Source organism: Adhaeribacter aerolatus, assembly GCF_007991635.1.
Taxonomy (GTDB): domain Bacteria; phylum Bacteroidota; class Bacteroidia; order Cytophagales; family Hymenobacteraceae; genus Adhaeribacter; species Adhaeribacter aerolatus.
Window position 1 is genome coordinate 42492 of the sequence record NZ_BJYS01000033.1, and the last position, 20225, is coordinate 62716.

Consider the following 20225-nt stretch of genomic DNA (forward strand, 5'->3'; position numbering starts at 1 on the left):
TGTTGGAAATAAGTTTTAACCCTTAAAAAACCCGGCTGCAGCACTAATACGATTGCCGCAACCGGGTTGCTTTAAACAGAGGCTACTGATTAAAAGCTATGCGCCATTTTCTTTTCTTCCAACAGGGCAGTTTCGTGCTCCAGTTCTTCCATGGTTTTCTCTTCCAGCTCAATTTTGGTGCTCTTATCTAAACCAAACTTCGCCAATACACGGTCGAAGAGGTAATAAATAATGGGCACTACAATCAGGGTTAAGAACATCGAACTGCTCAAGCCACCAATCAGGGCCCAGGCCAAACCGTTTTTAGAAGCCGCTACGGCACCACCGGCTAAGGCAATCGGCAACATACCTATCACCATCGCCAGCGTGGTCATCAGAATTGGGCGGAAACGGATGCGGATGGCTTCAACCAGCGCGTCTTTTACCGGCACGCCTTCAGACTTCAGTTTGTTCGTAAAGTCTACCACCATAATGGCGTTCTTCGCTACCAAGCCAATCATCATGATAATACCCAGGATAGAGAAAATACTCAGGGTTTCGGAAGACAAGGCCAGTGCTAGTAATGCTCCGATAATCGCCAGCGGAATTGAGAACAATACCACAAACGGATACACGTAGCTGTCGTACAAGCCCACCATAATCAGGTACATGAAAATAATAGAGGCTAATAAAGCAACTCCCAACGTACCAAAACCTTCGGATTGGTTTTTCAGGTTACCTTCGTAGGTAATACCTACGCCCTGTGGCATTTTAATAGCCGCTAAACGTTGCTGAATTTCGGCACCTACCGAACCAGACGGACGACCTACTACCTGCGAATTTACGTTAACTGAAGTTACCCGGTTGGTACGCTCCAGTTTAGAGGGGCCCGATGATTGTTTAATATCGGCAAACTGACCTAAACGAACGGTTTGTCCGGTATTATTCACGAATGATAAATTCGCAATATCGGTTACGTTGCGGCGGTCGAATTCATCTAACCGGATGTTGATATCGTAGTTGTTCGTGCCTTCGCGGTATTCGGCATCGGTATTGCCACTAAAGGCAATCTGCATACCGGCACCCACGCTTTCGAGGGTTAAGCCCAGGCTGGCCATTTTGTCGCGGTCTACCTGCACTTCAATTTCCGGGTTACCACCTTCAACTGATGTTTCTACATCGGAAGTACCCGGTACCTGCACTACTTCGTTCATTACGCGTTGGGAGAAAGAAAGTAAAGTATCCAGGTTCGGACCAGACAATACAATCTGGATAGGCGCTTGCGCGTTACCAACCATACCAACCGGAACCGGCGTAACTTTAACGCCAGGAATCAGACCTTCTACATCGGCTTTCACCACCCGGCTAAACTTCTCGGTGCTGAAACCACGTTTTTCTACCGGCACCAAAGCCACGAACACCTCCGATTCATAAGCCGTACCCTGGCCTTGCTGCGAGGCAGCAGTAGCACCTACCGTGGTAAATACCCGGGTTACTTCGGGATATTTTCCTAAGTATTTTTCAAATTGCATCGTGGCCTGGTTGGTTTGTTCTACCGTCGCATTTTTAGGTAATTCTAACTGGAAATTAACCTCACCGCGGTCACCGGCGCCAATAAATTCGCTACCAATAAATCCACCCGGAATCAGCATAACCGAGCCAATAAAAGCCGCAATGGTTAGGACGATTACAATAATTTTGTGGTTAAAAGACCACTTTAAGGTACTGGTAAAACCATCGATTACCCGGTCCAGGAAGCGTTCAAACGCCAGAATAAAGCGGCCAAATAAGTTTTTGTCTGAAACATGCTCTAACTTAGAGAAACGGCTGGCCAGTAACGGAATTAAGGTAAAGGCTACAAACAAACTGATTAAGGTTGCAACGGCTACCACTACGGCAAACTGCCGCAGAATATCCGAAACCAGACCCGTAGAAAGCGCCAGCGGCACAAACACCACCACAATTACCATGGTAATGGAAGTTACAGTAGCACTAATTTCCCGGATTCCATCGTAAGCAGCCTGCGCCGGCTTTTTACCCATTTCCATGTGCCGGTAAATATTCTCAATTACCACAATGGCATCATCCACCAGAATACCTACTACCAGCGAAATTGCCATTAACGACATCAGGTTAAGGGAGAAACCGAACAAATAAATGGCAATAAAAGTAGCTACCAACGAGGCGGGGATGGACACCATTACAATAATCGCGTTCCGTAAACTGTGCAAAAACAACAACATTACCACAGCTACTAATATTACCGCCAGGAATAAATCGTGCATTACCGAATCGGCAGCCTCCAGCGTAAAGATGGAGGTATCGTTGGCAATGTTAAATTTCAGGCCCACATTCGCATAGGTTTTTTCGAGCTGAGCCAGCGTGGCGCGGGTTTGCTCACTTACTTCCACCGCGTTGGCATCTGATTGCTTCTGAATGGTAATACCTACCGAAGGTTTCGAATTTACCCGGTTGAGTATATCAATATCTTTTTGTGAATCCTGTACTTCGGCTAAATCGCTTAAGCGCACAATACCCCGGTTATCCTGACGCACCACCAGGTTTTGCAACTGATTTAAAGACTGAAATTTACCGGCCAGACGAATCTGGGTTTGGCCATTCGCATCTTTTATTTCGCCGGTCGGGAAGTCTAAGTTAGATGTGCGAATAGCCTGCATAACCTGCAGCGCCGAGATGCCGTAGGCTTCCAGCTTATTGGCGTTCATGTTAACTTTAATCTCGCGTTCCTGACCACCTAATATTTTAATCTGCGCTACCCCCTGGGCCCGCGATAACTGCGGTTTAATCTGTTTATCAATTAAGTCGAAGAATTCGGTAGCGGGCATGTTGGCCGTAGCACCCAGGTTCATGATGGGTAAATCATCAAAGTCGAATTTACCCAGGGCAGGGGCATCCGCATCCTCGGGCAAACGGGCCAGCATGGCATTTACTTTCCGTTGGGCATCCTGTAAGCTTAAGTCTACGTTGGTACCTTGTTTTAACTGGATAACAATAATAGAGAAGCTTTCCTGGGACGTACTTTTAATATTTTCTACGTTTTCCAGGGAAGAAATTGCGTCTTCAATTTCCTTTGTAACCGAGTTCTCTACCTCAGAAGGCGAAGCACCCGGATAAAGGGTAGTAATGGTAAGCACCGGGGGGCTGAACTTAGGCAGCAACTCGTAGTTTAACGAGTTGTAAGACACTACCCCCAGTAAGGTTAGAACGGTAAACACTACCACCACCAGGGTAGACCGTTGTATAGATACTTTTGTAATATTCATCTTGTTTTATTTCTCTTGATATTGGGTTTAAAACCCAGCTTACAGAATGCTCACTTTTAAGCCATCGCGCAGGTTAATCTGGCCGCTTTGTACCACCTTTTCGCCGGCGGCTAAGCCTTCCAGCACTTCCACTTTATCCTGGGTAATTTTACCAATTTTAATTTTCTTCAGTTTGGCTACATTATTTTCCACCACATAAACCGCCGGGTCCTGTACGCTACCTACCAGTGCTTCCCGGGCCAATAAAAGCGCATCACGGGAATCGGCAATATCAAAGGCAGCCGTACCGTACATACCGGCCCGCAGGCTGTTGTTATCTGGGTTTTTCACTTCTATTTCCACGTCGTATTTCAGAGAGTTATCGGCTTGGGCGGCAATAGCAGTTACGGTACCTTGTACTTCGCCGGCGCCGGCATTGGCTTTCACGTTTACTTTATCGCCTTTTTTAACCAGCAATACCTGGGCTTCGTCTACTTTCACATTCAGCTTCAGGCGATCTACGTTTACAATGTCGTACAGCTTGGTAGCCATACCCAGGTAAGATCCTACTTCCACGTATATTTCGTTTATTTCACCGTTAATGGGCGAAGTGATACGGGTTTTGTTTACCCGCTGACGGGCTGCTACTAATTGGGCCTGCGTAATTTTTACATTTAAGCGGGCATCTTCTAACTGCCGTTTGGTAATGGCTTCACCGGCAGCTAAATTCTCGAAACGGCCTAAATCGCGTTGGGCTTTCTCGAAATTGGCCTGAGCGGTAGCTAAATCGGCGCTCATGGTATTGGCTTCTACCTGCAACAGCAAATCGCCTCTTCTTACGCGGTCGCCTTTGCGCTTCAGTACGCGTTGTACCTGGCCGGAAGTTTCTGACATTAAAGCCAGCGTTTGAATAGGCTCGAAATTACCCTGAGCCGTAAAAGAACGGTCGAGTTTGCTAACTTCGGGCTGGGTTATCTGCACCGAAATAGCTTCGCTTTTTATTTCGGCCACGGCAGCTTCGGCCGCCATTTCTTTTTTATTATTTACCAGCGTGTAAGCGCCAAATCCTACAATGGCTACAGCAATAATGATATAAATAATCTTTTTCATTTTGGGTTATGTACTACTTAATTAGGGTTCTTAAATTTCCTTTTGCTTGTAAATAGGTCAGCTGCGCCAGCTGGTATTTTAATCTTTCGTTGTTTAAATTCGTTTGGGCTTCGCGTAAGTTCACTTCGGTATCGAGTAACTCGGTCAGCGGCGATAAGCCTTCTTTATACAATTCGTTGGTATTGCGGTAAACCTCCTGGGCCAGGGCCACATTGCGTTCCTGGGCCTGAATAGAAGATAAACTGGTTTTCATTTGAGTATTGGCGTTCAGTAGCGCCATTTGGGTATTGCGGGTCAGCAACTGAATATCCTGGTCTACTTTGTCTACTTCTATCTGGGCCTGGCGCATCTGGTTGCGGCGCTGGAAGCCATCGAAAATAGGAATATTTAAACGTACGCCTAAAGTAACCGCTTTAAACCAGGGCTGGCTGTTATCAAAAAAGTTAAACTGGTTGCGTTGCGCGTTGGTGCTGAAAGAACCAAAACCCGAAAGAGACGGATAATAGCGGGCCTGAATATTCTTTACATTTAAGTTGTAAAGCGATTTCTGGGTAGTCAGCAATTTAAAGTCGATGCGGTCGGCCAGAATGGCATTGGCATCGTCTTGCACCGGCACGGCTTCATTTAAAACCGTAGCCGACTCGGAAATCTGAATATCCTGATCCATGGGTAAACCCATAAAAAACTTCAGGGCATTTTTTTGTTGTTCGAAAGCGGCATTAAGGGTCTGGCGCTGGTTTTCGAGATTGGTTTTGCTAACCGTTACCCGGTTTACCTGTACTTTGGTAGCTACATCGTTGCGGTACTGCAGGTTTAATATTTTTTCCAGTTGTTCCAGCCGGTTAAAGTTAGCATCAATGGTATTAAACTGCTCTTTCGTTTGCAGCAACTGTAAATACGCCGAGCCCACGTTGTAAATAATTTGTTCTTCACTCAACTGCTTGCGCAAAGCATACAATTCGCGGGTAGTATTGGCCGCTTCCAATCCTACAAAAAACGACTTACTGAAAATTAACTGCTGCAAGTCCAGGCCTCCGGATACGTTGTATTTGGTACCAAACTGCACCGGAATAAGGGTACCCGGCTGGCCGGCTAATTCGCCGGGCAATAATTGGGTAGCTAATGCCGGAAAAGTATTTAACTGACCGGTGCCATTTAATTGTGGCAAGCCGGAGCCTTTGGTTTCTTTTATTTTGTATTCGGCGCTTTGCTCATCCAAAGCCGCTTTTTTAATATTCTCGTTGTTAGCCAGGGCAAACTTAATAGCATCCTGCATCGAAAGCCGACCGGCTGGTAGCTGATTCTGTGAGAATGCCGGCCAAAAAGCAGTTAGCATCAAGGCCAGGGAAAAAATTTTCTTTTTCACGTTTGGTTTTAAAATAGTTTTGTTTATTATAAAAGGTTCAGAATTAAAAGAACTAGGAAAGCAAAAAAATTAGATCTTATTATTTTTTTCTTTATCCCACTGCTGCAATAGCAGGGGCAGTTGCTGGAAAACATAGTCTAGAAAATCCGCTAATTCTTTAATGCGTTCATTGTATTCAGGAGTCTCTTTGGTACGTATTGCCAGTACTTCCCGCATAAGCGAATTAAAACCGGCCATCACTTCAATTTTATGTTTGAATTCTTCCCGCCAGTTAGAAATCTTTAGCCGGAAATAGCGTCTTCTGTCACCAGAAAAGGTTATATATTCGATGCGCTGCATTTGCAGCAACAGGTTTATGCCATTGCTGGTAGCACTTTTGCTTATTTGTAATGCTTCGGTTATTTCGTCGAAAGTAAGATGCGGGTTATCTGCCACGTACAATAGACCCGAAATACGGGCTGCAACGGGCTGTAAACCTTCTTTTTCGTAGCTAATGCCTATCTTCTCAATTAAAGTTTTTTGCTTATCCGTCAGCACTATTTTGGATTTACAATTAAAAATCATTTTCCTTCTCCATGTATTTCCTTTATTAACGGCGCAAAGGTAGCATATAGTTCAGTCAGTTCATAATTTTATGAACTAAAAAAATAATAAATTTATTATTAGGAATTATCTATTGACAATCAAGTATATAAGTTAAAAATAGTCAGTTTTTAAATGTTAAGAAAAGTAAACTGCGGAATAAATAAAGAATTAAATAACCTAATAGGGCTATATTATCTTGTTAACAAGTCAGTAATAACTTGCCTTACATAATTATAACTAAATTTTCTGTCCTTAGCCGAAATTCCGTTCGATTAAACCAGCAATACCGGAGATACGCTAAACTTGCTCCCTTGTAATTTTTAAAAGAATTGCATAATTAGGTATTAAATATTTTAAGCCACTCACGGTATATTGGCTTTCCATCTTAAATTATTAAATCTCAGTTTAAACAGGTTACTCATGGTTAACCGGTATGTTAAAAGCTTATAAAAATATTACCTTCTGGTGCTCTGGGCTGATACATAAATTGTGGGCACTATTAAGATAACCCGAAAGTTTACCTTAATAGTGCCCACAGAAAAAGTAACCCTCTTAACCCAGAATACTTCAGGAACCGCTCAACCTCAAATATCCCAGGTTAACGTTTGCTTCTATTTTATCTTAAGGATGGCAGTTTTAATTCGGTTTACAGTCCAGCAATTAATTATTGCTCTTTATAAAAGTTAGGTTCTACATTGTTTTCGAAACTGTTCGAAGTAGCAGCATCGGCGTTAACAGACCCGCTTCTTTTAACGAATATACCGTAACCCGCACTGTTTTTAATAGTTGAATTCAGGATGGTTACCGTTCCGCGCACGCCCAGACTGGTTAAATCGCCGAAACCATTTAAGTTGCTGCTCCCGGCCCGGTTAATAACAACATAATTAAACCGGTTTTGGGCGCTGTTCGATTCAATACTGATACCTTTCCAGGGAGCGCCGGTTTTACTACTAAAAACCAATAAAGCAGCTTTGCTGCTGCCATGGGCATTCAGGTAACCATCGCCTTTCACGTATAACCCTTTATCAGCCGCAAAAGCAAATCCGGTCAGCACATTCCGGTGATTCCGGATGTTTACGCCTGATTCAAATATCAGATCATCAGTTACCTGATAGGCTGCGCCATCGTTAAAAATAGGCCAGGTTACCTCTTCTGCCTGATAAACCCTGCCAGCCGTTTCTACTCCGTTATAACCATTATTGTCGTTCAAGCGCGAAGCGGCATCTAGTTTATGCACCTGGTTGGCATGCACAAAAAGCGCTGAGCCCGCATTCTGGCCGAAGCTATTATTGGCAAAAGCATGTAAATAACCCGACGGGGAATCGACGTACATGCCATAACCACCGCTGTGGTTAAACGTGGAGTTGGCTACCTTCAAATAACCAGGTACACCGTTCCCCTGCTTGCCGTAAACCAACACATTTGTTTTTAAATTGCCAGACATATTGGTTAAATTACTACTACCCCCATAGGCTACATCCACGTAATCTAATTGATTTTCGTATTTAGATGCGGCAAAAGAAATGCCTTTCCAGTAGCCCTTATTCTTAACTAAACCCGTAAAGGTAATCCGCTGTGTAGGGGTACCTTTCGCCGACAGGTAGCCGCTGTTTCCCCTGACGTATAAACCTTTATCGGCCGTAAATTCAATGGTAACACCCGGCGAAATGGTTACTCCACCCTCAAACTCTAAGTCGCTTAAAGCTAAGTAATGGGTTCCATCGGCCGGGGCCGGCCAGGTAACTTCATAATTAAAAGGAATGGAGCCTCCGATGCCGATAGTTTTCCGGTTTTCACCGGTATTGTAAGAAGATGCGGCATCCAGTTTGTGTACTTGCGTAGCGGTAATGTAAAGCGGCAAAGAGGCATTATCGCGGAAAGTATTATGAGCGAATACCATTAAATTGCCGGACACATACATGCCGTAGCCGCCCCCACTTACAAACGACGAATTGGTGATTTTTGTAAGCGCCAGGCCACCTATACCTACGTTGGTTTTAATATTGGAATGAAATTGCTGCATCGGGCTACTGCCGGCATAAGCTACTTCTACGTAATCCAACTCATTTGTCTGGAATCCCGAGCCTATCAGCAGTCCTTTCCAGAAGCCTCTTTGTTTGATTTTGCCCGTAAATACAATTTTTTGGGTGGCGGTACCTTTGGCAATAATGGCGCCTTTCAGGTGTAACTCCGTATCTGCCTCAAATTCTACTACCACGCCGGGTTCAATGGTTAATTTCCCAAAAACTTCTACACTTTTTGGCACAAAATAATCAGCTTTGGTGGGGTCGGGCTCAATATTGGTAAGGGTGCGGTCGCCGGGAATATAGCTTTCCAGCACCAGCGGGGTACCGTTGTTGGTTACCGTTACCACCAGCTTATCTTTACTTTGCCCGTTTTCGCTGGAAACCGTAACTTCTAACTCGTACTCACCCACCACATCTACATTAAAAGTTGGATTTACCTGGTTTGGATTAGTTAAATAACTGGCATGGCTGTTTTGGGGTTGCCGGGTAACTGCCCAGGCAAAAGTAAGCGGTTTTTGCTGGCTGTCTTTAGAGGCGCTGGCATCCAGGTTTAACACCTGCTGGCTCAACGGAATAGTTACATCCGGTCCGGCCTGGGCCGTTACGGTTCCTTTTTCCGGGACTGGTTTTGGAATTTCAGTTTCCGGCTCTTCGCAACTAACTAAACTAATCAGAAATGCCAGTAGCACAAACCGCCATTGCCGGGTCAGGGAAAAGAATCGATCGCTAATTTTTAGAGCTTGAAATGGTATAATGGTAACGGGCTTGGCTGGAGAACCAGCCAGCGAAAAAGATTTTGGTGTTTTCATAGTTTTATTAGGTTAGGTTTTGGTGTTTAACTCGGATTTTAAATTTGAGGTCGTGGTGGTTGCAAAAGCTGCCGGATATGCCGCTGCGGCCGGCATTGTTTTACTACCGCGCCTTCGAGTATGCTGGTTTTTACAATCATGTTATCTGGTTTTAATATTCGTCTTTGCGGCTAAGACAAGCCGGATTACAGAAGGGTTGCCCGGCTGTAAAAATTTTTACAAATATTTAGGTAATTTCTCCCCAGGATTAGGAAAGGTGCTTGCAGAATATTGGCACTAGCAGAATAGACAGGAATGCACCTGATAGTATTAGGAGAAAGAGTAAGGAGGCTTTATTTAGAAGATGTAGAAAAAGTCTAAGCGGACGCTTGAACCAGAATAATTAATATCATTTTAAAATGAGTCGCTATTAGTAACCGCTGGCCTAGAATAATACCGCCTCACCAATTTTCGCGGACCGAAGTAAATACTAAAAGGGATTACATCAATATAAAAAAGACCAGTAACTAATGTCCAAAAGCTAAATCAACGCCAATGGGGCAGCCGGTGTTGGCAATCCGGAATAAAGATTAAGCGCAATGCATTACCAAGCTAAAAATAAAGCTTTATTTTTCCTCTTTTGGCCGGCAATTAAAATATAAAATAACCCTATTTAAAGAAAGGGCAGGAATTATTTCATCCTCCCTCCGGTCTCTGCTAGCTCTTTATCTTCCAAGGAAATTAAATCTTGTAACAGCGCCTGCGTAACGCGGCCGGGTTTGCCGTTCCCAATAATTTTATCGTCTATTTGCACAATGGGTAACACTCTTTTGGTGGTGCTGGTCAGGAAGGCTTCTTTGGCTTCATAAATATCTTTTAGAGTCACCGGTTCTTCTGCAAATTTAAACCGCGTTGCAGCAAGGGCTAACACATTCTTCCGGGTAACGCCCAAGAGTACGTTTTCGGCCGGCGTAACCACGGTATCATCCTGGCGCACAATAAAAAAATTACAGCGGGGAAATTCCGAAACTGCACCAGCTTGGTGGTATAAAACATCATCGGCGCCACTGTCTTTTATCTCTTGAATTAAGCGGATACCCATGGTGTAGTTAATGGTTTTGGCAGTCGGTAATTCCCGCACGTATTCATGGGTTATTATTTTAATGCCGGTCTGGTACTGCGCCTGGGTGGGCAGCGAAAAAGGCTGCTGGGTTATTATTAAGTTCGGAGTGCCAGGCTGGTAACCATCCGCCGAATAGCCACCGGTTAGCACCATTTTTACCCCGGATTCAGCTAAATTATTCTTAGTGGTTAATTCCCGAATAATAGTTTTCAGTACATCCTGTGCCACCGGAACCATTAAATTCATCTGGGTCGCCGAATGGTAAAATCGGTCTAAATAATCATTTATAAAATAAGGATGTGTCTGTTTTACCTTGAAGAAATCGAAAATGCCGTATCCCCGCTGAATAGCCAAATCGCTGATATGCAAATAAGCTTCGGTAGAAGGAATAATCTGGTTGTTTACAAAAACATACAATCCTGTATCGGTTGGTAACTGGATATTTGCGGACATAGCAAAACAATAATTTAGCTGATTTTAAAAGCAAATCAATATTTCAGATAGCACCAAGTTCCTGCGCCTGATAATTATGTTTTCAGGTTCAGGAGTCAAACCTGAAAAAGCTTTATACTGGTAATTTACCGGTGGGTTTAAAAGAAAAAGCCCGCAGTAAAATTACTGCGGGCTCCTGGTTATTTTTAATGTAAATTAAGAAACACCTTTAAAAGGCTCCTGCTCGATAAAAGGCTGGTTTCGCAACCGTTTTTTAGTGGCTTTAAAAATAGCGTTGGCTACCGCCGCACCGGTTGGCGGCAAAGCCGGTTCGCCTAAGCCAGTTGGGTCAATGCCGTTATCAACAAAATGCACCTCCACTTCCGGTACTTCGGTCAGCCGGATTAAACGGTAATTATGAAAGTTATTTTGCTGCGGTGCCCCTTCTTTAAAAGTGAGGTTGCCAAACATGGCGTGGCCGATACCGTCTACAATGCCGCCCATTACCTGCTGGCGGGCACCACTTAAGTTTACTACCTGCCCGCAATCGCCAGCGGCATAAACCTTCTTCAATACGGGTTTGCCTTTTACCAGAGCCACTTCGCCTACCTGTGCTACGTAAGAAGCATGCGAAAAATAAACACTAAAGCCCTGGTAAACGCCTTTCTTTTTACCCCAACCTGCCTTTTCGGCTGCTAAATTAATAACGCCTTTCATGCGGTCAATGTCGTATTTAATGTCTCCTACCGGAGCTTTTTTCGCCTTATCGAGTAGTTCTAACCGGAACTGCACGGGGTCTTTCCCGGCGGCCTGGGCTACTTCGTCCAGGAATGATTGCTCAGCAAAAGCTAAAAAGTTAGTAATTGGTGCCCGCCACGGTGCGGTGGAAATCGGCGATTTGTGTTCTACCGAATCAATCAAAAGGTTGTCAACGGCGCCGGATGGAAAGTTATTCTCACGGGTTGAGTTGCCGGTGTTCATGCCCACGCCCCGCAGTTTATAGCCGATTAAATTACCTTTGGTATCCAAAGCAGCCTCAAACCGGTAACGAACGGCCGGCCGGTAATAACCACCGGTCAGGTCATCTTCGCGGGTCCACATTAACTTTACGGGCGCTTTTACCAACTTAGATACCTCTACCGCTTCGGACACAAAATCGGCCATCAGCCGGCGGCCAAAAGCGCCACCCATCCGGGTTAATTCCAGGGTAATTTTTTCGGCGGGAATACCGGTTATTTTAGATGCCGCATTGCGCGCCTGGTCCGGGGTTTGCGTAGGGCCAATAAGTTCAACACTGTCTTCTTTTACGTGCGCAAAAAAATTCATGGGCTCCAGCGGGCTGTGCGGTAAAAACGGACACTGGTACTCGCTCTTAATCACCTTGGCAGCATTTTTAAAAGCCGCTTCCACGTCGCCGTCTTTCCGGCGCACGGTCGCATCCGGTTTGTTTAATAATTCCTGAAAAATCCGGTCGTGGTCCGAGGTACTTTCCAGGTTACCGTCTTTTTCGTACTCAATTTTTAATGCATCTTTGGCTTTTTTAACCTGCCAGGTAGATTTCCCCACCACCGCTACGTTGTTGTTAAACGTAACCACATCCACAATGCCCGGCATGGCTTTAACCGCAGCTGTATCTACTGATTTTAATTTCAGGCCGAAAGCTTTCGGGCGCTGGATCATGGCAATCAGCATTCCTTCGCGGTAAACGTCCAGACCGTAAAGCGGCTTACCGGTTAATATTTCTTTGTTATCTACGTTCCGAACGGCTTTACCAATCAGTTTAAAATCTTTGCGGTCTTTCAGCTTTACTTCGGCGGGTGCGGGTAATTTAGATGCGTCCACGGCTAAATCGCCGTAACTGATTTTTTTGCCGCTGGCGGCGTGAATAACCATACCTTTATCGGTGGTTAACGACGAGGCCGGTACTTTTAAACGATTGGCCGCCGCTTCTACAAGTAGATGACGTGCGGTGGCCCCGGCGTTGCGCAAACGTTTCCAGGAGTGGGGTACGGCCCCGCTCCCGCCGGTTAATTGCCTTTCAAATTTCTTGTTATCCAAAGCAGCCTGCACCACTTTTATTTTAGACCAGTCGGCATCCAGTTCCTCCGCCACAATCATCGGGAAAGAGGTTTTAATATTCTGGCCAATTTCGGGGTTCGGCGATAAAATGGTAATTACCCCATCGGCCGCAATCGATAAATAGCTGTTAAACTCAACGCCACCGGCAGCTACTGAGGTACCATTCAGTACTGCGGTTCCGGCGGCTTCGGCGGTGCTCCAGTTAAAGCCCAGCAGCAAACCGCCACCGGCAAATGCGCCAACTTTCAAAAAATTCCTTCTGCTGTTATTATTTATAGTCGAGGACATGGCTTAAGACATTTTAGTGGAGGCTAACTTAACGGCTTCGCGAATGCGGTGGTACGTACCGCAACGGCAAATATTTCCATTCATGGCTGCGTCTATTTCGGCGGCGCTTGGTTTCGGATTCTTTTTAAGTAAAGCCGCCGCCGTCATCATCTGGCCGGCCTGGCAATAACCGCACTGGGCCACATCCACTTCGTCCCAGGCCACCTGCACCGGGTGGGTTCCTTTCTCCGACAAGCCTTCAACCGTCGTTATTTTGGATGCCGCTACTGCCGATACTGGTAAAACACACGAACGGGTAGCTTCGCCGTTAATGTGCACGGTACAGGCACCACATTGGGCAATGCCGCAGCCGTATTTGGTACCAACCAAACCAAGGTTATCGCGCAATACCCACAAAAGCGGGGTATCCGGCTCTACATCGGCCTGGTAGGTCCGGCCGTTAATCTGCAACTTATACTGGGCCATAATAATGAGGTAGTTAAATTTTAGCTAAATTATAAAAATTTAAAAATAAAACGCGGTAAACAGATTAAAAATGAGTTTACAGGATGAAAGATGCTGCCAGATTAAAAATAATCTATTTTTGCTTATTGTCCAAATAACAGTAAACCAATATTTTAAATTCAGCCATAAGAAGATTTTTTCTTCCGTTTTTGCGCAGGAATTTATGCCCGATGAATTCAAACCAGTATTTTCCGGAACCAGCTAACTAACCAACTATTATTAATAATATATTGTTTACGGTACCAGACAGCGCAAAGTAAAATTATCGGTTATAATTTTTGACTATAAACAAAAGGCAAAAATTAAGCCCGTAACTTTTAATATTGGCAGATAAATTAACAACTTGTCGCGTTTTAAGAACAACCATTAAGTTTACTTCTGATATATTTCTCTATTATGCACCTCAAAAAATTAATACCAGCTTTAGGATTATCTGTAATTTTAAGCGGCATAGCCTGGCACCCGAGTAACGCGCAGGCAACCAAAGAGCCTAAAAAAGCAAAAACCGGAACCCAGAAAAACTATTCGGGCAATCCGGTATTTCCGGGCTGGTACGCCGATCCTGAAGGCGTAATTTTTGGTAAAAAATATTGGATCTATCCCACCTATTCTGCCCCTTATAACCAACAGGTTTTGATGGATGCGTTTTCGTCGCCGGATTTGGTAAACTGGACGAAGCACAGCCGGATTATTGATACAACGCAGGTAAAATGGGCCAAAAGAGCGCTATGGGCGCCGGCCGTTATAGAGAAAGACAAGAAATATTACCTGTTTTTCGGAGCAAACGATATTCAGAACGATCAGCAGTTAGGAGGCATTGGCGTAGCCGTAGCCGACAATCCGGCCGGGCCTTTTAAAGATTTGCTGGGTAAACCGCTCGTCGATAAATTTCACAACGGTGCCCAGCCCATCGATCAATTTGTGTTTAAAGACAAAGACGGACAATATTATTTAATTTACGGCGGCTGGCGGCACTGCAATATTGCGAAGCTGAAAAACGATTTTACCGGTTTCCTGCCCTTTGAAGACGGCAAAATATATAAAGAGATTACCCCGGCCAATTATGTAGAAGGCCCGATTATGTTTGTCCGCAATGGTAAATATTACTTTATGTGGTCGGAAGGCGGCTGGACCGGTCCTAACTATTCGGTGGCATACGCAGTGGCCGATTCACCGTTTGGCCCCTTTGAGCGGGTTGGGAAAGTTCTGCAGCAGGATCCGCAGATTGCTACCGGCGCCGGTCACCACTCGGTTATTCAAACGCCTGGTAAAGATGACTGGTACATGGTGTACCACCGGCGGCCACTCGGCGAAACCGACGCCAACCACCGCGTAACCTGCATCGATAAAATGTATTTTGATGAAAAGGGCCTGATTAAACCAATTAAAATTACCAACGAAGGCGTGGCCCGTAAACCGTTAAAATAAATTGGTTTAGAGTATACGTAATAAGTCGGGGTAAAAAGACCCGCGCTTTCATTTGAAAAAGCTGCAGCCGCTCCGGACAAGGAATTACAGGTTAACCCTAAATATTTCTGGTCTGGACCGGCTGCAGCTTTATAAAAAGCTAAACTGTTTATAAGCAATCACAGCACTGATTGGTCCGGTTAAAGGCATTTTAGTGATAGCGGATGATAACTTTAATTGGTAATAGCCTCTTTAAACAAAAATTATTTTAGTGAATATTATTTTGGGAAGTGATAATGGCTTCTTCGATGGTAATATTGGTCTAAAATGTACTATATAGGCACCCTGCCGAGCCTGGCGGATACATTGATAATAATTTTACTTACGCCAGCTTTTTTAGCGGCTTCGACTGCATTAATAGCCTGTTCTACCTCTATTGGTAATAGCTTTTTTTACCTACTTCCCTTTCTATACAATTGATTTTTCTATCATAACAGGGTTCTTTGTTTGTGTTATAATCCTAACCTTAGGTTGGGCTGTAATCAAAATTACCTTGCCTGATTATTTTTTTCAGGTAGTGAACTTGGCAACTGATATTTTTTGATTTTTGGCGTTTACCCGTAGGATTAGAGAAAATTGCAGTAGCTAAACAAACCCGCCTTTTAGCCACCAATAAACCAAACAAAATCTCGCCAGCAGGCTTAAACCTTTTCCTGCTAAATTCATCAAAGATTAAATTAATTCTTAAGCCAAAACTACTGCTATGAGAAACAGAATATTACCCTTGTTATTCCTATTAAACCTTTGGGTAGGGCTGAGTTTTGCCCAAACCGGCAGACGCGGCCACCACCGTTTAAATCAGGAAATGCATGCTGAGTTAAAAGCATACGTGCAGAAAAATATTACCCCGGTAATGCAGCAGCAACGCCAAAAACTGGAACAACAGCTTTCTTCCGGCGATAAAAAGCAAATTCGCGAATTAAGAACACAAGCGGCAGCCGCCCGCAAACAAGCCGCATTATACCGCGATAACTTTCGGGCGCAGCGGCCACCCGGTAACCGCAGCCTGACCGAAGAGCAGAAAACCCAATTGCAGAACTTACGGGCAGAATCCCAAAGGATAAGAACCGAAGCCCGCGCCTTAGCGCAGAAATACAACACCCAAATTCAGGCTTTGTATAAAGAAGTAGCTGCTCCGGCCGAAGCCTGGCGAAAAGAATTAGCGGCTATTACCCGGAAATACCACGAAAATAACCCGTCTAAACCAAATTCCAACCGGTTACATAAAGATGTGCCACACCCTTACCACAACCGGTTTTTAGAGGGATATTTCCGGCCAGTAACTTTCCTGCTTTGGGAGGTAAACCAACCTATTACTGATAATTTTAACGCTGCCACAAGTGAAAACCGGCTTTATCCGAACCCGGTTACTGCCAAAGCAACCCTGGAATATGTGGTTAAAGTGAAAGGGAAAGTAACCATTGATTTGCTGGATGAACAAGGGAGAACCATTCGTAATCTGCTGAACCTAAACCGCGAACCAGGCAGATACTTTCTAGAACTAAATTTGAGTGAACTGAAAAGCGGACTTTATTTCTATAAAATTACCAGTGGTTCCGGTAGTGCGACGGAGCGCTTCCTCAAAAAATAAGATTACTATTTACATTTTTAAGCGAAGCCGGTTATGTAAATTAACCGGCTTTTTTAATGGCGGCGGCCCAGAAACGAACCTATTAGTTTAGCGTTAAAGGATTACCAGTAAGTTATAGCCCGTTATCAACCAAATTCATATTTGATTTGCAATGTAGCGTGGTTGTGCAAAAAACTTGCTCCTTTTCGATAACTTATCACACCGTTGCCTGTTGTCTTGAAGACTTTTAAACCTGTATGAAAAACCCCGATGCCCGTTTACCTTTTAAAACTTTTCCATTTCGGACTTCTTTAAGTTTTGTGCCGCTCATCCGGTATTGGGAATCAAAAATAAACGACGACAACCGGGGTATCTCGCTTTTTGCCAGGGCCATTACCAAGCAACTCGAAAAATCACCGGAACTGCTGGAGCCTATTCTCAACCAATCTTTTCTGGCTGCCCACGAAGATATTATCGAAATTATGATGACGGCGATCTTCCCGCCGGCCACCTGGGAATCCGAAATCAGCGGTGCCCTTACGCCTTTCCTAAATACCAGCTTTTACCAAACACCAAAGTTCCGGGAAATATTTATCAGCGAGAACAATGAGTTAAAGCGACCGCTTAATATAGATAAGCAAAAAATGCTAAACCTGAATATCCGGCTGGCTTTTTTGTTTATTTTAAATAAATGCTACCACTTTCCCGTACCCGCCGAGGAACCCTTAATATTCACAGTGCCCGATTATGCGCTGGGCTTGTACCGGCATTACCGGGTATCATTAAATAATACTTTTCTGCAGGTAAAACATAACGGTGATCTCCCCAAGCTTTCCGATCCGGATATTCGCCTGTTGTTAAGCAACGTGGAAGATCTGGACTTGTGGCGGCAATTTATTCCGCCGGCTAATTTTGAGTTCGCAGGATTTTACGTGATGGAACTGGTTGACGTAACGGAGCAGGAAACTTTGTCGTCAATAAAACTGGATTTGCTCGAAAAAGACGTTTTAATAGCACCCGACCGCTTTGAACAACTGCAGGAAAAAATCAGAATATTTTTTAACCGGCCCCACTTGCAGTTAGGTTTAGCCGCTTTTCATAGCCGCAAAAATACTTTTGTAAATTTGGGCCGGAAAATCAACCACAGCTTTTTGATTCCGCAGACCGATGGGCCTACCAACTCGGTTACGTTTAAAGCGGTTTATGATAAACTCTTGGCCGAGGGTGATCCGTTGGTGGCAGAAGATATTGACAAGGCATCGCTGCCGGATGGCGTGGGCGCCGAAATTTCAAAAATTGGTATTCGCAGCATTATTCTGGCTTTGCTCCGTTACGAAAACCAGGTTTTCGGCATTATTGAATTAGGTTCGCCGTATGCCGGCGATTTAAACAGCTTTTCGCTGGCTAAAATGCAGCAATTTCTGCCCCACTTTGAAGCGGCAGTAAAACGCAACGCCGAGAACCTGGAAAGCCGCATTCAAAGCGTAATTAAAGAAAAGTTTACGGCCATTCACCCGGTAATGGAATGGCGGTTTAAAGAGGCGGCCCTTAATTTACTGGAACTCCAGGAAAGCGGCATCCAAACCGAAATTGAGCCGATTGTATTTCAGGATGTCTACCCCCTTTTTGCCGTATCGGATATCCGGAGTTCTTCTACAGAGCGCAATAAAGCCATACAGGGTGACTTAATAGAACACCTGCGCATGGTAGAAAAAGTGCTGAAAAAGGCCATTACTTTACAGCCGCTGCCTATTCTGGAAGAGTTAATATTTTACGTTTCAAAAAATCTGCGTAAGCTGCGTCGGAACGTCTTGTCCGAAGACGAAGCCGCCATCTTCGAAGTAATTCAAAAACATGTCGAGCCTATTTTCGAATATTTACAAAGCAATAATCCAACGTTGCGTCCAGCCATTCAGGCTTACCGCGCGGCCATGGATCCGCATTTAGGCGTGTTATACAAGCGACGGAAAGATTTTGAAACCAGCCTGACTCTTATTAACGAAACCATTTCGGATTACCTGGAGGCCGAAGAAGCCAAAGCCCAGCAGATGTACCCGCATTATTTCGAGAAATATAAAACCGATGGCGTAGAGTTTAATATTTATGTAGGTGCCTCCATTGCCGAAAACCGGCATTTCGATCTTGTATTTTTAAGAAATCTGCGCCTCTGGCAATTAATGACCGTATGCGGTATCGCCCGCAAAGCGGCAGAGTTAAAACCAAAGCTGCCCATGCCCCTGGAAACGACCCAGCTTATTCTGATTTACAGCCAACCATTAGCCATCCGGTTCCGGCGCGACGAACGTAAATTTGATGTGGATGGTGCCTATAATATCCGGTACGAGATTGTAAAAAAGCGGATAGATAAAGCCACCGTGGTGGGGACCCGCGAACGCCTGACGCAACCCGGCAGCATTGCCATTGTGTATTCCCAGGGCCGCGAAGCCAACGAATACAAAGACTATATTGATTACCTCCAGAATATTAACCTGCTAACCCGCGAAGTAGAATACCTGGACCTGGAAGAGATGCAAGGCGTCAGCGGCCTGAAAGCCATCCGGGTAAAAGTAAAGCTGTGATAGGGAGAAGTTAGTAGTTAGTCATTATGAGCTGGGTAGGACACAAGATAGTGAATACTATATTGCCGATAGGGCGTATTTTAAGTTTTTCCTCTTGGAAAGAACTGTTAGTTAAAAAGTCTTACCGGTAAATGAGCAATAGCTTCTTTTACTTACTCCCTTGCTAGTCAATAGATGCTTTCAGCAGGACAGATTAGGTTTATGGTTGGTGTCCTTATCGGAGCTTTCAGGAGGAATAATTATGGTGCTACTGGTTGCAGACCCGATAACTTGACAATATTTCATTTAAGCATTCTTACGCTTTCTGTTTTCGGGTGCATTTTCTTCCTGTATTACTTCGGTTGCTTTGCGGGCGTTAGTAGGTTCAAATTTCCGGAGAACCCGCAAGGAAATAATTAAAAAAACAAACCCCGCCGACCAGCCGGCCAGGATATCGCTGGCATAATGCACATTGAGGTAAACGCGACTATAGCCAATTAATACTATCCAAAGACATAACAGCAGCGTGAAAAACCACCGCCAGAAAAGTGACTTTATATTGGTCCAGACCAGGTAAATAAACAAGCCGTAAAAGGCGCCGCCAATCATGGCGTGGCCGCTTGGGAAACTAAAGCCGGATTGCTCGTAAAAAGCCGTTTCGGGCCGCGGTCGGTCGAACCAGAATTTCATGCCCTGGTTTAAAAGAGAACTACCGGCCGCTATTACAGGTATTTTTACAGCATACCAACGGTGCTTTTTAATAAAGAAGAAAATAAAAGCCAAGCTGAGCGACCCATAAATTAGAAAATCCTTGGAGGCAAAAAAAGTAACGAAGCGCATAAAAGCTGTAAAACCCGGGGTGGTATGTCGCTTAGCAAAGGCAAAAGCGGCCATATCCAGGGTTTGGTTCTGGTCCAGAAAAACCAATTTGGCCATTAATAAAAACAGGGAAACACAAATAAAGGCCACGCCACCCAGGATAACCAGTTCTGCCCCAATTAATGTAAAAAGCGCTAAAATCTTTTTTACCAGATTTGTCATCTCTTAAAAAAGTAATTCTAAAGCCTAATACTGTTTATAAACAGG

Annotated in this window: 12 protein-coding genes; 3 read left to right on the forward strand and 9 right to left on the reverse strand. The window is 44.5% G+C overall.

Annotated elements, in window-relative coordinates; all coding sequences use genetic code 11:
* Positions 1-89 precede the first annotated feature (89 nt).
* The 8 genes from AAE02nite_RS19775 to AAE02nite_RS19810 form a co-directional block, all read right to left on the reverse strand.
* Positions 90-3263 carry an efflux RND transporter permease subunit gene (locus tag AAE02nite_RS19775; protein ID WP_146901941.1) on the reverse strand — a complete coding sequence of 1058 codons (3174 nt, stop codon included), beginning with the start codon at positions 3261-3263 and terminating at the stop codon, positions 90-92.
* A 39-nt stretch (positions 3264-3302) separates the two neighbouring features.
* Entirely contained in the window at positions 3303-4352 is a 1050-nt protein-coding gene (locus AAE02nite_RS19780) for an efflux RND transporter periplasmic adaptor subunit (protein WP_146901944.1), read from the reverse strand.
* A 13-nt stretch (positions 4353-4365) separates the two neighbouring features.
* The gene (locus AAE02nite_RS19785; RefSeq protein WP_246151192.1) at positions 4366-5718 is read right to left on the reverse strand and encodes a TolC family protein; all 1353 of its coding nucleotides are present in this window, start codon (positions 5716-5718) and stop codon (positions 4366-4368) included.
* A 69-nt stretch (positions 5719-5787) separates the two neighbouring features.
* Positions 5788-6255, reverse strand: coding sequence for a GbsR/MarR family transcriptional regulator (locus AAE02nite_RS19790; RefSeq protein ID WP_246151193.1), 468 nt, complete (start codon positions 6253-6255; stop codon positions 5788-5790).
* A 712-nt stretch (positions 6256-6967) separates the two neighbouring features.
* Positions 6968-9139 (reverse strand): PKD domain-containing protein, encoded by a 2172-nt coding sequence (locus AAE02nite_RS19795; protein WP_146901947.1) that lies wholly within the window; start codon positions 9137-9139, stop codon positions 6968-6970.
* 670 nt (positions 9140-9809) lie between these two features.
* Entirely contained in the window at positions 9810-10694 is an 885-nt protein-coding gene (locus AAE02nite_RS19800) for an aminotransferase class IV (protein WP_146901950.1), read from the reverse strand.
* A gap of 195 nt (positions 10695-10889) precedes the next feature.
* Positions 10890-13040, reverse strand: coding sequence for a xanthine dehydrogenase family protein molybdopterin-binding subunit (locus AAE02nite_RS19805; RefSeq protein WP_146901953.1), 2151 nt, complete (start codon positions 13038-13040; stop codon positions 10890-10892).
* A 3-nt stretch (positions 13041-13043) separates the two neighbouring features.
* Positions 13044-13505, reverse strand: a complete 462-nt coding sequence (locus tag AAE02nite_RS19810) for a (2Fe-2S)-binding protein (RefSeq protein WP_146901956.1) — start codon at positions 13503-13505, stop codon at positions 13044-13046.
* A 435-nt stretch (positions 13506-13940) separates the two neighbouring features.
* Here AAE02nite_RS19810 and AAE02nite_RS19815 point away from each other — a divergent pair, with 435 nt between their 5' ends.
* From AAE02nite_RS19815 to AAE02nite_RS19825, 3 genes are all read left to right on the forward strand, one after another.
* Positions 13941-14972 carry a glycoside hydrolase family 43 protein gene (locus AAE02nite_RS19815; protein WP_146901959.1) on the forward strand — a complete coding sequence of 344 codons (1032 nt, stop codon included), beginning with the start codon at positions 13941-13943 and terminating at the stop codon, positions 14970-14972.
* 742 nt (positions 14973-15714) lie between these two features.
* Positions 15715-16602: a T9SS type A sorting domain-containing protein gene (locus AAE02nite_RS19820; protein ID WP_146901962.1), complete on the forward strand. Its 888-nt coding sequence runs from the start codon at positions 15715-15717 to the stop codon at positions 16600-16602.
* A gap of 236 nt (positions 16603-16838) precedes the next feature.
* Positions 16839-19160, forward strand: coding sequence for a GAF domain-containing protein (locus AAE02nite_RS19825; protein ID WP_146901965.1), 2322 nt, complete (start codon positions 16839-16841; stop codon positions 19158-19160).
* A 285-nt stretch (positions 19161-19445) separates the two neighbouring features.
* Here the strand turns inward: AAE02nite_RS19825 and AAE02nite_RS19830 are convergent, their stop codons facing one another.
* A complete protein-coding gene (locus AAE02nite_RS19830; RefSeq protein ID WP_146901969.1) occupies positions 19446-20180 on the reverse strand; it encodes a phosphatase PAP2 family protein in 735 nt (244 codons plus the stop codon).
* Positions 20181-20225: the final 45 nt, after the last annotated feature.